This window comes from Rhizobium sullae (assembly GCF_025200715.1).
Classification (GTDB): Bacteria; Pseudomonadota; Alphaproteobacteria; order Rhizobiales; family Rhizobiaceae; genus Rhizobium; species Rhizobium sullae.
Map to the genome: position 1 here is coordinate 953,725 of NZ_CP104144.1, position 13,825 is coordinate 967,549.

The window sequence follows — 13,825 nt, forward strand, 5'->3', positions numbered from 1 at the left end:
TGCTCATGCCGCCGGCTCCAACTGAACGAGATGGCCGGCGCCGATCTCGCGGTAACTGCGCTTCGGCACGACATAATCCAGCGGCCGGACAGGACTTTTTAGCTCGTCCGCCGATAGTTCGCGCTTGATGCCGCGACGATCCGGATCGGGTACCGGAACCGCCGCCAGCAGCTTCTTCGTATAGGGATGCTGCGGATTGCCGAAGACGGCGTCGCGGGGACCAATCTCGACGATCTCGCCGAGATACATGACGGCGACCCGGTGGCTGACGCGTTCAACCACGGCCATGTCGTGAGAAATGAAAAGGAAGGCAAGGTTCAGGCTTTGCTGCAGATCCATCAGCAGATTGCAGACCTGTGCTTTGATCGAAACGTCGAGGGCGGAGACGCTTTCATCGGCGACGATCACTTTCGGATCAAGCGCCAGCGCCCTCGCAATGCAGATGCGCTGACGCTGGCCACCGGAGAACTCGTGCGGGTAACGCGTCATCATATCCGCTTTCAAGCCGACGCGTTCCAACAGGTGGGCGGCCTTGTCGCGCGCGTCGGCGCGTGTGCCGAGGTGGTGCTCGACAATCGGCTCGGCAACCGCAGCCCCCACCGTCATCCGCGGATTGAGGCTTGCAAACGGATCCTGAAAGACCATCTGGATGCTGCGGCGCATGCGGCGAAGGCTCGATGAATCCAATGCCGTCACGTCATAGCCGTCGAGGCTGACCTTGCCGGCGTCCGGCTCGATAAGCCGGGTGATCGAGCGGCCGGTCGTCGATTTGCCGCAACCGGATTCGCCGACGAGGGACAGCGTCTCTCCTTGAAAGAGATCGAAGGAGATATTCTCGACTGCATGGATGGCGCCGGTCTTGGCGCCGAAAAGTCCGCCTCGGACAGGAAAACGCGTGGTGAGGTTCTTCACTTCGAGGATCGGCGTCTTGCGGCGATCGACAGTATCGGCCACTGCCACGGGCTCGCTGCGGGTGCCGGTGGCGGTATCGACGACGGGGAAGCGCAGCGGCCATTTTTGTCCGGCCATCGAACCCAGACGCGGCACTGCGGCAAGCAACGCGCGGGTGTATGGGTGCTTGCCGTGATGAAAGATGTCGCCGGTCGTTCCGTCCTCGACCGCTTCGCCACGATACATGACGATTGTGCGATCGGAAACTTCAGCGACGACGCCCATGTCATGGGTGATAAAGAGAACCGACATGCCTTCCTCTTCCTGCAGCAATTTGATGAGGTCGAGAATCTGGCCCTGGATCGTGACGTCGAGTGCTGTCGTCGGCTCGTCCGCAATCAGAAGCTTCGGCTTCGAGGCGAGCGCCATGGCGATCATCACACGCTGCCGCATGCCGCCGGAGAACTGATGTGGAAATTCTTCGAAACGTGAGGCGGCATTCGGAATGCGCACCTTCTCGAGCAGTCGGATCGTCTCCTTGCGCGCGTCCGGCTTGGGCATGTCCCCATGGCAGGTCAGCGCTTCGGAGATCTGCCGGCCGATCGAAAAGATCGGGTTGAGGCTGGTCATCGGCTCCTGGAAGATCATTGCGGCGTCATGGCCGCGCACCTGGCGCATCTCCTTGCCGGAAAGCGAAAGGACGTCCTTGCCGTTCAGGCTGATCTTGCCCTCGATGCGGCTCTGGTTCTTGGCAAGCAGACGCATGATCGAGAGCGAGGTGACGCTCTTGCCGGAGCCGCTTTCGCCGACAAGCGCGACCGTTTCACCCGACATCACATCGAAGGAGACGTTGCGGACCACCGGCTTCCATTCACCATCGACGAGGAACGACGTCGTCAGCTCCTTGACCGAGAGCACCGGGGTTTTAACACCCGCCATAGCCTTTCCTTGCGTCACGGCCTACCTCCCGACTGCATAAGCCTGCATCAGGCGCGGCGTTGCGGCAGCCCGCATCAATCCATCGGCGTCGCGGCGTGCAGCGGTCAGACGGCCAACCGTCCACGGGTCGGCGACGGTCAGGTTGTGGCCCTTTCTGCGCAGCGCATCAAGCACTTCGGCGCCGAAATTCGCCTCTGCCATCAGGCTGCCGGGCTCGCGGGTGCGCGGATAAAAGGAGCCGGGAAAATGCGATGTGTGGAAGAGCGGCTGATCAATTGCCGCCTGCAGGTTCATATTGTGATGGACATAGCGCAGGAAGAAGGAGAGCTGCCATTGCTCCTGCTGGTCGCCGCCAGGTGTGCCGAAAGCGAGTGTGGGCCGGCCTTCGTGAAGGGCGAGTGTGGGCGTCAGCGTCGTGCGCGGACGTTTGCCGGGCGCAAGCGACGTTGGCAGGCCGGGCTTCAACCAGAACATCTGCGCGCGCGAATTCAGGCAGAAGCCGAGGCCCGGCACGACCGGCGAGGACTGCAGCCAGCCGCCTGACGGCGTAACGGAAACCATGTTGCCCTCGCGGTCGATCACGTCGATGTGGACGGTGTCGCCGCGCTTTTCAGAAAGATGCGCCATGGTCGGCTCGTAGACGGCGCCAGTTTTCGAGGTGGCGCCGAGCATTTCCATGGTCAGGTCATACTGGGCTTCGAAGCCGGGGACGAGCCCCGGACGCAGCTCGAGTGAGGCATCGGAGGTTATCAATTTCCGGCGCGGGGCCGCATAAGCATCAGAGAGCAAATGCTCGACCGGGACTTTCGCGAATTCCGGATCGCCATAGTAGATTTCACGGTCGGCGAAGGCGAGTTTCATGGCTTCGGTGACGGTGTGGACGAAATCGGCGCCAGCCGGGTCCATTCCGGCGATGTCGATTTCCTTCAGAAGTGAAAGCGTCTGCAGGAAGACCGGACCCTGGCCCCATGGGCCGGTCTTCGCAATCGTCCAGCCGTGGTAATCATAGGTCAGCGGCTCTTCGATCGTCGCCGACCAGTTCGCCATGTCATCTGCATTGATAACGCCCAGGTGCCGGGTGCCGCTCGCATCCATCACCTCGGTCGAGCCGGCGTATCTGTCGATCGCCTCGGCAACGAAGCCGCGATAGAACGCATCGCGGGCGGCCTCGACCTGCGCCTCGCGCCCACTCTTTGCTTCGGCCTCAATGAGGATCCGCTTCCAGGTTTCGGCAAGGACCGGATTCTTGAAGTTCGAATGCGGCGCTGGAGCCGAACCGCCGGGCAGCCAGGTCTTGTGTGACGTCGGCCATTCTTTTTCGAAGAAAGCGGCAAGGCCGGAGATCGTCGCCGAAACGCGTGGTAGAACCGGATGGCCATGCTCGGCATAATGGATTGCCGGTTCAAGGATGTCACGGACCGTCAGCCTTCCATAGTCCCGCAGCATCAGCATCCAGCCGTCGAAAGAGCCGGGAATGACGGTCGCAAGCAGGCCGTCGCCGGGAATTAGCTTGAGACCTTCGGACGTATAGTGCTCGATCGTCGCCCCGGCCGGTGCGGAACCCTGGGCACAAATGACTTCGACCTTGTCCTTCGTCTTCGAATAGAGGATCGCCGGCATATCGCCGCCCGGCCCGCAAAGATGCGGCTCGACGATCTGCAGCACGAAACCGGTGGCGACGGCCGCATCGAAGGCATTGCCGCCTTTTTCGAGGATGCTCATGCCGACGGCGGACGCGATCCAGTGGGTCGATGTGACGACGCCGAAGGTGCCCAAGATCTCCGGACGGGTCGTGAATGCTGTCATTTCAAAAGTCCTTTCGATAAATCATGCTTCGCGCGGGTCGAGCGCATCGCGCAGGCCGTCGCCGAGAAGGTTAAAACCGATCACCACGAGGAAGATCGCTGCACCCGGCCACATCGCCATCCATGGCGCCTGAGACAGGAAGTTCTTGGCAACGTTCAGCATCGAACCCCAGCTTGGAGCAGGCGGCTGCTGGCCGAGGCCGAGGAAGGATAGGCTGGCTTCGGCGATGATTGCGGTGGCGATCGTCAGCGTCGCCTGCACCAGGATCGGCGCAAAGACGTTCGGCAGGATGTAACGGGTGATGATGCTGAGGTGCCGGAGCCCGATAGAGCGCGCCCCTTCGACATATTCCTCCGTCTTGACGGCAAGCACCTGGCCGCGCGTCAGCCGGACAAAGACTGGCATGGCCGAAAGACCGATCGCAATCATCGCATTCGTCAGGCTCGGGCCGAGGAAGGCGGCAAGCGCGATCGCAGTGATCAGGAACGGCATGGCAAGAAAGGCTTCGGTGATGCGCGAGATGATCTGGTCCGTCCATCCGCCGAAATAGCCGGAGATGAGGCCGAAGGGCACGCCGATAACAAGCGCGATCGCCACCGAGAAGACCCCCGCCATCAGCGAGGCCTGTGCCCCCCAGATCATCCGGGAGAGAATGTCGCGGCCGATATCATCGGTGCCGAGCCAGTGGGCGGCCGACGGCGCCTTGCGGATCGCCGACCAGCTCGTCGCGTTAGGATCCGGGATCGGCAGCAGTGGGGCTGCGATCGCGAGAATGGTGAAGAAGGCGATGATGCCAAGGCCTACGAGCGCACCCTTGTTCGCTTTCAGCTTTCGCCACGCCCGGCTCGGCGGGCGCTGTTCGGTTGCAATGGTGATCTGGTCGAGAGCAGTCACAGGGCAGCCCTTATGCGCGGGTTGAGGAGGACATAAACGATGTCGGCCAAAAGGTTCATCAGGATGAAGCCGATCGCCGTGCAAAGCACGACGCCCTGGACGACAGCATAGTCCCGGTTGAAGACGGCATCGACGATGAGTTTGCCGAAGCCGGGGATAGTGAAGATCTGTTCGGTCAAGACCGCACCTGCCAGCAGTTCGCCGAAGAGCAGCGCGCTCAAGGTCACGATCGGCAGCACGGCGTTTCGGAAGCTGTGCTCGAGCACGACGGAGCGCTCGGAAAGGCCCTTCGCGCGCGCTGTGCGGATATAGTCGGCGCTGAGCACACTGAGCATCGCGGAGCGGGTGTGGCGCATCAGCGTGGCGGCGAGGGCATTGCCGAGTACGAAGGAGGGCATCAGCATCGTTTCGATCGAGCGCAGCGGATTGCTGAAAAAGGGTTCGTAACCGGAAGCGGGCAGCCAGCCGAGCTTCACCGAAACCAATAAGATCAGCATGATGCCGAGCCAGAAATTCGGAATCGAAAGGCCGGAAAGCGCGATCAGGTTGGCAAGATAATCGAAGACAGTGTTCTTCTTGACCGCGGCTAAAATTCCCATCGGCACACCGATGACGAAGGCGAAGATCATCGACATGATCGCAAGCTGGATGGTGACCGGCAGCTTTTCCGCCACGAGTTCCAGAACCGGCTGGTTGGTGCGCAGCGATATGCCGAGATCACCCTTCAGAACCGAGCCGAGCCAGGACACATACTGATACGGCACCGGGTCGTTCAGCCGGTATTTTTCGCGCAAGTATTCGATCACCTCAGGATCGCGCTCCTCGCCTGCCATGGCGAGGATGGGATCGCCCGGCAACAGCTTCTGCAGCGAGAAGACGAAGACCGAGATGATCAGCAGGGTCGGAATGGCGACCAGAAGCCGCTTGGCGATATAGGTGTACATGAGCGTCCTGACAGGGCAAGAGGCTGCGGCGGCAGGTTGGTCTGCCGCCGCGATCTGCTCGGATCAGCCGGCCTTCTTCACGCCTGCAAGGCGGATCATGCCGTCCGGCGAGGGAATGAAGCCGGTGATGTTCTTGTGGAGCGCCCAGATCCACGACTGATGGCCGAGATAGATGATCGGCATGTCGTCGTTCAGGATCACCGCAGCCGCATCATATTTCTGCTTGCGGACAGCATCGTCGGTCGAGGCGCGGGCCTCGTTCAGCAGCTTGTCGACCTCAGGGTTGCAGTACTTGGTGTCGTTGATGCCGCCCTTGCAGGTGATGAACTGGTGGATATTGCCGTCGGGATCGACGCGGCCGGACCAGTCGGAGCGGCTAAGCTGATAGTTGCCGGCGGTCTGTTCGGAAAGCAACGTTGCGAACTCCGTCGATTTCAGGCTGACGTCGAAGCCGGCTTCGGCCACCATGGACTGGACGATCTGCATCATCTGCGCTGCGACCGGGTTGTTCGGAATCTGCATCTCCACGGGCACGCGATCGAAACCTGCTTCCTTCACGAGAGCCTTCGCCTTGTCGAGATCGCGAGCAGGCACCGGGATGTCCTTGCTAAACCACGGGCTGTTCGGCGGGAAGGGCTGGTTGCCGCCGACCGCAGTGCCTTCGTAGACGATCTGGTTCAGCGCGTCGCGGTCGATCGCCAGCGAAAAGGCCTGACGCAAACGCTTGTCCTTGCCGAACGGATTGTCGGCGCGCGGGCCGTTGGCGATGTTCGCATAGAGAGCCATGTAGCCGATATTGACCACATCCGCGTAGGTGAGACTCGCATCTTCCTTGACCGAAGCGGCGTCGGTCGCGGCCAGCCGCTCGATCATGTCAAGGTCGCCGGAACGCAGGTTGGCGAGGCGCACCGTCGTGTCCGGGATCGGCAAATAGGTAACCTTGTCGATGAAGATATGGTCCTTGTTCCAGTAATCCCCAAATTTCTCGAGCACGATGCGGTCCTGCTGAACGCGTTCGACGAACTTGAAGGGACCGGCGCAAACCGGGTGGCTGCCGAAATTGGCGCCGAGCTCCTTTGCAGCCTTCGGCGAGACGATCATGCCGGCTCGGTCGGAGAGCTGGGCAAGCAGCGTGACGTCCGGGCTCTTCAGCGTGAACTTCACTTCGTAGGGAGCAGCCGCTTCGACTTTTTCAACGGAGGCGAGCTCGCTCTTGCGGCGCGATTCCGGCAGCGTCATGTTGCGTTCGATCGTGGCCACGACGGCTTCGGCGTTGAGCGGCGTTTCGTCATGGAATTTCACGCCTTCGCGCAGCTTCATGGTCAGCACCTTGCCGTCGCCCGACCAGTTCCACGCGGTCGCAAGCTGCGGCACGATCTTCAGGTCGGGGGTAACGTCGACCAGTTTGTCGCACATCGCCGTGTAGACGATGCGGCCGACGAAGGTGCGCGACTGTGCGGGGTCAAGCACGTCGGCGTCGTCCTGCAAGCCGATTTTCAGTTCGGCGGCGAATGCGGGCAGGGCGATTAAGGCACTTGCAAGAAGGCTCGTCGCGAAGTTGGCGGTCTTCATTCCATTCTCCTCTGTTTGTCTTTGCTTCATGAGCGACGGTATCCGCCTCTCTGCGTCTGGCTCGCTTAGGCGAGTTCTTGTTTGCTCTGCCGTTCGTGGTGGTCGAGTGAGGTAATCCGGATCAGGCTTTCCTGCAGCGTCAGCAGGTGCCGGCGCATGGCTTCGCCCGCCGTGGCGGGGTCTCGGGCAGCAATCGCATCGACGATTGCCGTATGCTGGCCGTAAGTCACCGTGCGTGTCTTGCTGGCGTTGCGGGCGCGCTCGCGGATAGCCTGCCAGGCCTCGTCTTGACGCACTTGGTTGATGACGTCGAAGATCGCCAGGAAGAACTGGTTGCCGGCGCATTGGGCAATCTGCCGGTGCAGGGCGCCGTCCCAGAGTTCACGGCCGTCGGCATCGGTGCTTTCGTAGATCTTCTTGACGAGCTCATACATGCGGGCGACATCGGCGGCCTTGGCGCGCATGGCGGCAAGCTGGGCGAGCTGCGGCTCGATGCGCAAACGCACTTCCATGACTTCCATCAGGTCGGTACCGGCGACGATCGAGCCGACATGCTGGCTCCAGCCATCGGGGCGCCTGCCGGCGAAGGTGCCAGACCCTTGACGTCGCCAAATGAGTCCCTCGGCTTCCAGAACCTCCAGTGCCCGGCGCACGGCACGGCGGCTGACACCCAGAGTTTCCGAAAGCGCACGTTCGGTCGGCAGTTTGCCGTCGGCATCCAGACTGCCGGAGCGCAACAGCGTCCGCAGCTTGTCCAGAGCAAAGTTCGAGTTGCCGGCTTCTTCCATTGGCAAATGGTCCGTACCAATTGACTATTGGTTCAGTGCAAACCAAATCAGTTCCTCCGTCAAGCGAATTTTTGTGCAAGTTTTGCGATGCACAAAATTTGAGCTACTCAGGGGAGCAACGGGCATTACGATCCGGACCAACGGAGAAATATGGAGGGACAATGGGAGTACGATCACCCGGTGATGATTTATCTGAACAGTTTCGCAGGCCGTGCCCTTCGGCAAGAGCCGGAGCTATCAGCCTTCGATATAGACGGGATTGCTGAGCGCCCGGCAGATCGGCTGGCCGGCGATGTCGGCGACGCGAAGCTGCCAGGGCAGGCTGCGGCCGGACAGTGCTGCGGTGAATTCCGATAGAAGCCGGTCACGGCTTGCCTTGGCGATGACTTCGGCGCGCAGAAAGGTCTTCGGCTTGCCTGAAAAACGGCCGATCCACTCATCGCTCTCGATCGGCTCGTCGATCAGCACGCCCGTGGCGTCCAAAAGGACAAGGTGATCGCCTTTCGCACCCCGGACATTGGCCTCGGCGGAAACCGGACCGGAAACTGTTTCGCCCATCGGATGCCCGTTGACAGTAAGGGCCAGATGAGGACCCGACGGGCTTTCGGTAATGTAGCCGCTGCCAGCCTTCATGGCGGCAAGGATTGCGTCTTCCGAGAATTCCTCGAGCCACAGGACGGTGGTTGGGCGGGCAAGCACCAGCGGACCTTCCGGCATCAGGCGTGCGGGCTGGTGGAAATCGCTGCCGCCGATGGCGGCGATCTTCAGACCGGAGGCGAGGCGTTTTTGATAACGGTCAAGCGATATCCAGTTCCAGGCCATCCAGCTCGACTGCCAGACCTCCATGCAATCGATCTGCGGAAGCTTGTAATTCCAGGGGATCGCCGGCTTGTCATGGTTGATAGACAGAAGTCCGCCGCGCTCATGCACCAAGCGGGCGAGCGTATGGGCATCTTCCGGTTTCGTCATGCGGAAATCGATCCAGTCGTCTACGCCGAAGACATTGGCGTGGCCGGCGGCGGTCGTCACTTCCATGGCGCGAACGAAGACGAGATCGGCTGACGAATGAGGATGGAAATAGCGGCGCTGCGCGATCGTGTTGTGATCGGCGACCGCCAGAAAGTCGAGGCCTGCCTGCCTTGCTGCTTCGTGCAGCAGTTCCGGGGAGCCTGCGGCATCCGAATGGTAGGTGTGGCAATGAAGGTCGCCGCGATACCAGCCGGCGCCCTTGCGCACCGGATATGTGCGGGCGGGAGGCGGTTCCAATTTGCGCTTCGCCTTGTCTAAATCGATCGTGAAGAAGACATCGGCGCCGTCTGCCGGCACTTTATAAAGCCCGAGCATCACCTGCCAGCGGCCGGCCGGCATATCGCCATGGATGTAGCCGGGCGTCGCGTCGTCTGTCGCAACGAAGAAGCGATCACGCGCCCCGCCGCTCCAGCCCCTGAAACCGGCAGTGGACGGATAGCCGGTCGCGCGGGGATCAAGCAGGCCGAGATCGATTATGCAATCCTCTGCCTTGGCATAGCGCATCGTCACGTCGATGCGCGTCGTCGCCTCGGGAACGTCGAAGGCTATGTAGAAATAAGGGTTGTCAACCTGGTGGGCACGGGTGACATGGACGGTGATTTCGCTCATTTCCGACGCCTGACCTACTCGCCAATCGCTGGAATGCGTGCGCCAGTGCTGTCGAAGAGCGTCACATGCGCTGTATCGAAGGATAACTGCACGATGGTGTCTGCCTTGATCTCGTCGTCCGTGAAGATGCGGGCCGTGACGCGACCCGAATCCTGGCGCTCCATCGTCACCAGGCTTTCCGGCCCCATGTTTTCATTGGCAAAGAGCATGCCGGAAATGACATTCGTATCACCCGGCCGCGCCATGCGCAGATGTTCCGGGCGGATACCGAGCGTCATCGTTTTTGCGGCTGCCGCATTTGCGATAGCCTCCGATACTGCAAGCCCCGGAAGCGTCAGCCCTTCGGCGTGAAGTTGCAGCCTGTCTTCGGCGACCGTGGACTCGACCGGTACGAGGTTCATCGGTGGGTTGCCGACGAAATTCGCGACAAACGTAGTCGACGGTCGGCGGTAGATTTCGATCGGCGGGGCAAATTGCACGATGCGCCCCTTGTCCATCACCGCGATCCGGGTCGCAAGCGCCATCGCCTCCGCCTGGTCGTGAGTGACGTAGACGGCCGTCATGCCCATGTCTCGCTGCAGATGGTTGAGGAAGCCGCGGGCCTCCAGGCGAAGCTTCGCATCGAGGTTTGAGAGCGGCTCGTCGAAGAGATAGACCTGGCTTGGATAGACGAGAGCACGGGCAAGCGAGGTGCGCTGCTGCTGCCCGCCTGAAATCTGGCTCGGCAGGCGCTTGAGGAGATCGCCGATCTTGAGCACGTCGGCCACGTCCTTGGCGCGGGCATGGCGCTTGTCCTCGGCCTCGCCGCGCACTTTCAAGGGATAGGCGATGTTGTCGGCAAGGTTCATATGCGGGTAGAGCGCATAGTCCTGGAAGACCATCGAAATCTTGCGGTCCTTCGGATGCAGATAGGTGACGTCTTTGCCGCCGATCAGCACTTTGCCGGAGGTCGGGGTTTCCAGGCCGGCGATCATGCGCAGGCTCGTGGTCTTGCCGCAGCCCGAAGGTCCGAGCAGGCAGACGAATTCGCCGTCGGCGATCGAAAAGCTGATATCCGGCACGGCGTTGAAGGCGCCGAAACTCTTGGAGACGTTCTGGAATTCGACAGAGGCCATGAGACTGATTTTCCGATTAGGACTTGATGCCACCGAAGAACCGGAAACCGAACTTCCAGTTCACGAAGAGATAGAGCACGATGACCGGCAGCGAATAAAGAAGCGAATAGGCGGCGAGCAACGTGACGATCGGCGTGCCGGCTTCGGAATAGAAGGAATAGATCGCAACGGAGGCGGGCATCAGATTGTCGCTTCGCAACAGGATGAAGGGGATGAGAAAGCTGCCCCAGATATTCACGAAGGCCCAGACGACGACCACGACGATGCCGGGCCGGATGACGGGCAAGGCGACATCGAAGAAGGCTTGAAGCGGCGAGGCGCCGGCAACCATGGCGCTTTCTTCATAGGAGCGCGGGATCCCATCGATGAAATCGCGAAGGATGAACATCGCCGTCGGCAGCAGGCCCCCGGCAAAGACCAGGATGACGGCAAGATGCGTATCGATGAGGCCTGCGGCCGACACGATCAGGAAGATCGGCACCATCGCCGCCGAGCCGGAGACCACGGACGAAAAGAGCAGCAGGACGTACGTGACCGCTCCCTTGCCCGGGATTGCGGACCGGGATAGCGCATAGGCGGCAAGCGTTGCGGCAGCGCCGACGAGAATGACGCCGCCGAAAGCCTGGATCAGGCTGTTGAACAGCGCCTGCATGGCGAAGCTGTTTTTGAAGACGGCCGCGAAGTTCGAGAGCGTGAATGGCGCCGGAATGGCAAGACCAAGTTCGGCGCGCGCGTTGAACGGCGCAAAGACAAACCAGATAAGCGGTAACGCGAATATGGCTCCGAGCAGCGCGGCAGCAACCGAAAAGCCGATGCGCCGCATATAGATTGTGCGCGATATCTGCATCACTCGGCCTCCCCCGTCTTCTTGCGGGCGATGCGCAGATAAGCGAGTGCGAATACGAGATTGATGAGCATGATGACCACGCCGACGGCAGCACCTTTGCCGAATTCGAAATCCTTGAAGGCGATCCGGTAGGTATAGATGGAGAGGATCTCCGTGCGGTAGGACGGGCCGCCGTTTGTCAGCAGGAAGGGTGTGAAGACGTTGAAGGTCCACATGGTAATCAGGATCAGGTCCGTCACCACATGTCCGCGGATAAGCGGCAGGGCGATATCGCGCAGCTTCTGCCAGGAGGTTGCGCCGGCCACATCGGCAGCCTGGAAATAGCTCGGCGGGATCGACTGGAAAGCCGAGTTGAAAAGCATCATCGAGAAGGCGGCGCCGCGCCAGGTGTTGAAGAAGATGATGACCCAGAAGGGCTGCTGCAGCAGCCAGTCTCCCGGCGGCAGCCCGAGGCCGCGCATGATCATGTTCAAGGTGCCGTTGTCATAATCGAGGAAGGCGAACCAGGCAAAACCAATCACCACCTCCGGCAGGATCCAGGCTGCAATCACGGCCGTCTGGAGGAAGGATTTGGCGGTTGGCGAAGCCGACTGGCTGAGCCAGGCAAGGATAAGGCCGAGCAGTGCCTGGCCGACGAGCGCTGACAGCAGCACGAACTGGATCGTCAGGATCAATGAAAAGCCGAATTGGCCGCGGGTGAAGAAGGTCGCGGGATTGAAGAGCGCGAGATAATTCTGCAGACCGACGAAATCCGGATCGAGCGCCGTGCGGCCAAGGAGAGTCCGGTTCGTGAAGGAAACGAAGATCACCCAGAAGAAGGGAATGATGACGAATACACCGACCAGTACTGCGGCGGGCGCCAGAAAAACCGCGCCCCCGCGCGTGGAAAGCAGGGAGAACTTCTTCATGCTTGAAAACCCGATGGCGGTTTGCGGCGTCCGCTCAATTGCGGCCCGGCCGCTAAACCGGCCGGGTGCAGCTTTCGATCGTTCAAAGACGGCTGACCGTATTTTCTTCGCCGACGATGGCGATAACGGCGGCCCTGTACTGGGCCATCGCATCTTCCGGCGACATTTCGCCGGAGACGACGCTTTCTGTCATGCGCTGTATCTCGGTGGAGACCTTGTTGTAATTGGCATCGTTAGGACGTGCCGTCGTGATCGGCAGCAGCGATTTTGCCGTGTCCGTCAGGAACGGCGAGTTCGGGATTGCTACGTCGTCACGGATGCGGATTGCCGGCTGGATTTCCTGGAACGCCGTCAATTGCTCCTTACTATTCATGAAGGAGAGCAGTTCCCAGGACTCCTTCGGCGCATCCGTATGCGGATTGATGACGAAACCGGTGCCGCCGGAGACGGTGACGAAGTCCTGACCGCGCAGGCCCTTGCCGGGCTGGGCTGCCGGCATCTTCTTCCACGTCATGACCTTGTCGCGGTCGGCGACGGCAAATTCGGCTCCCGGCGCCGTCACAGAACGGTAGAACCAGTCGCCTTCCACAAGCATGGCCGTCTTGCCGTCGCGGAAGTTCGCGAAGGTGCGGTTGCGGCCATCAGCCAGAAGCTGGGCGCGCTGGTCGCCGAGCTTGTCGTCGACATAGATGGTCTTGTAAAGCTTCAGCGTATCGAGAATGCCTTGGCTCGCGACGATATACTTGCCGTTTTCGTCGGTGACCTGCTCGCCGGTGCCGAGAAGCGCCATCCAGTAGCCTTGCATGGTCGTCGCTTCGCCCATGGAAACGCCGGCATTCAGTTGCAGCGGGAAGGAATCCGGATTGGCAGCCTTGATCTTGCGCGCAGCCTCAAGCAGCTCGTCCCAGGATTTCGGCTGCCAGCTATCGGCATCGAGGCCGGCCTTCTGGAAGAGGTCCTTACGCACAAAGATCATGCGGGCGTCGGTGCCGAGCGCGATGCCGTAAGGCTTGCCCTGATAGCTCATCAGCGCTTTGATGCCGTCGCCGATATGGCTCCAGCCTTCCCAGTTGTTCACCTCCGACCCCGCAATGTCTTCAAGCGGTTTCAGAAGCCCGCCTTGAACGAAGCTCGGTATGAGGAAGCCATCGAAAGCCGAGATATCCGGACCGGCGGCGGTCGAGAAATCGAGCGCCAGTTGCTGCGTCAACTGTTCGTCTTCGCCGCCGAACTGGGTGAGTTTGACGGTGACATCCTTGCCCTCAGCCTTCATCTTTTCGGTGAAGGCCGGGATGATCTTGTTTTGGATCCATTCCGCCGTGCCGCTGTTCACGCCGCCGACGACGCAACGGCAGGTGATGGCGAGATCGGTGGCCATGACCGGACCCGACAGCGCGATCACCGCCGAAGCCCCCAGCAATAAAGACTGAATGCTCTTGCGCATTGCAATTCCTCCCAAGAATTGGCCCGGATTCGGCCGGAC

At 60.9% G+C, this 13,825-nt stretch carries 11 protein-coding genes; all 11 read right to left on the minus strand.

Annotated elements, in window-relative coordinates; genetic code table 11:
- Positions 1–3: 3 nt before the first annotated feature.
- Positions 4–1,830, minus strand: coding sequence for an ABC transporter ATP-binding protein (locus N2599_RS25280; protein ID WP_027511642.1), 1,827 nt, complete (start codon positions 1,828–1,830; stop codon positions 4–6).
- Positions 1,831–1,851: 21 nt separating this feature from the next.
- Entirely contained in the window at positions 1,852–3,636 is a 1,785-nt protein-coding gene (locus N2599_RS25285) for a gamma-glutamyltransferase family protein (RefSeq protein WP_027511641.1), read from the minus strand.
- A 21-nt stretch (positions 3,637–3,657) separates the two neighbouring features.
- Positions 3,658–4,530, minus strand: coding sequence for an ABC transporter permease (locus tag N2599_RS25290; protein ID WP_027511640.1), 873 nt, complete (start codon positions 4,528–4,530; stop codon positions 3,658–3,660).
- Positions 4,527–5,474 (minus strand): ABC transporter permease, encoded by a 948-nt coding sequence (locus N2599_RS25295; protein ID WP_027511639.1) that lies wholly within the window; start codon positions 5,472–5,474, stop codon positions 4,527–4,529. The genes N2599_RS25290 and N2599_RS25295 overlap by 4 nt, the downstream gene beginning before the upstream one ends.
- A 63-nt stretch (positions 5,475–5,537) precedes the next feature.
- The gene (locus N2599_RS25300; protein ID WP_027511638.1) at positions 5,538–7,046 is read right to left on the minus strand and encodes an ABC transporter substrate-binding protein; all 1,509 of its coding nucleotides are present in this window, start codon (positions 7,044–7,046) and stop codon (positions 5,538–5,540) included.
- 65 nt (positions 7,047–7,111) lie between these two features.
- Positions 7,112–7,840, minus strand: coding sequence for a FadR/GntR family transcriptional regulator (locus N2599_RS25305; RefSeq protein WP_027511637.1), 729 nt, complete (start codon positions 7,838–7,840; stop codon positions 7,112–7,114).
- A gap of 231 nt (positions 7,841–8,071) precedes the next feature.
- Positions 8,072–9,472, minus strand: coding sequence for a CehA/McbA family metallohydrolase (locus tag N2599_RS25310; protein ID WP_027511636.1), 1,401 nt, complete (start codon positions 9,470–9,472; stop codon positions 8,072–8,074).
- A gap of 14 nt (positions 9,473–9,486) precedes the next feature.
- Complete coding sequence (locus N2599_RS25315) at positions 9,487–10,587, minus strand: ABC transporter ATP-binding protein (protein ID WP_027511635.1); 1,101 nt, start codon at positions 10,585–10,587, stop codon at positions 9,487–9,489.
- Positions 10,588–10,603: 16 nt separating this feature from the next.
- Positions 10,604–11,434 carry a carbohydrate ABC transporter permease gene (locus N2599_RS25320; protein ID WP_027511634.1) on the minus strand — a complete coding sequence of 277 codons (831 nt, stop codon included), beginning with the start codon at positions 11,432–11,434 and terminating at the stop codon, positions 10,604–10,606.
- Positions 11,434–12,342, minus strand: coding sequence for a carbohydrate ABC transporter permease (locus N2599_RS25325; RefSeq protein ID WP_027511633.1), 909 nt, complete (start codon positions 12,340–12,342; stop codon positions 11,434–11,436). The genes N2599_RS25320 and N2599_RS25325 overlap by 1 nt, the downstream gene beginning before the upstream one ends.
- Positions 12,343–12,424: 82 nt before the next feature.
- On the minus strand, positions 12,425–13,786 hold the full coding sequence (locus N2599_RS25330; RefSeq protein ID WP_027511632.1) for an extracellular solute-binding protein: 1,362 nt from the start codon (positions 13,784–13,786) through the stop codon (positions 12,425–12,427).
- Positions 13,787–13,825 lie beyond the last annotated feature (39 nt).

Excerpts from the sequence above, each read along its gene's own strand:
- N2599_RS25280 (WP_027511642.1), bottom strand. The coding sequence starts at position 1,830 with ATGGCGGGTGTTAAAACCCCGGTGCTCTCGGTCAAGGAGCTGACGACG.
- N2599_RS25285 (WP_027511641.1), bottom strand. The coding sequence starts at position 3,636 with ATGACAGCATTCACGACCCGTCCGGAGATCTTGGGCACCTTCGGCGTC.
- N2599_RS25295 (WP_027511639.1), bottom strand. The coding sequence starts at position 5,474 with ATGTACACCTATATCGCCAAGCGGCTTCTGGTCGCCATTCCGACCCTG.
- N2599_RS25300 (WP_027511638.1), bottom strand. The coding sequence starts at position 7,046 with ATGAAGACCGCCAACTTCGCGACGAGCCTTCTTGCAAGTGCCTTAATC.
- N2599_RS25310 (WP_027511636.1), bottom strand. The coding sequence starts at position 9,472 with ATGAGCGAAATCACCGTCCATGTCACCCGTGCCCACCAGGTTGACAAC.
- N2599_RS25315 (WP_027511635.1), bottom strand. The coding sequence starts at position 10,587 with ATGGCCTCTGTCGAATTCCAGAACGTCTCCAAGAGTTTCGGCGCCTTC.
- N2599_RS25320 (WP_027511634.1), bottom strand. The coding sequence starts at position 11,434 with ATGCAGATATCGCGCACAATCTATATGCGGCGCATCGGCTTTTCGGTT.
- N2599_RS25325 (WP_027511633.1), bottom strand. The coding sequence starts at position 12,342 with ATGAAGAAGTTCTCCCTGCTTTCCACGCGCGGGGGCGCGGTTTTTCTG.
- N2599_RS25330 (WP_027511632.1), bottom strand. The coding sequence starts at position 13,786 with ATGCGCAAGAGCATTCAGTCTTTATTGCTGGGGGCTTCGGCGGTGATC.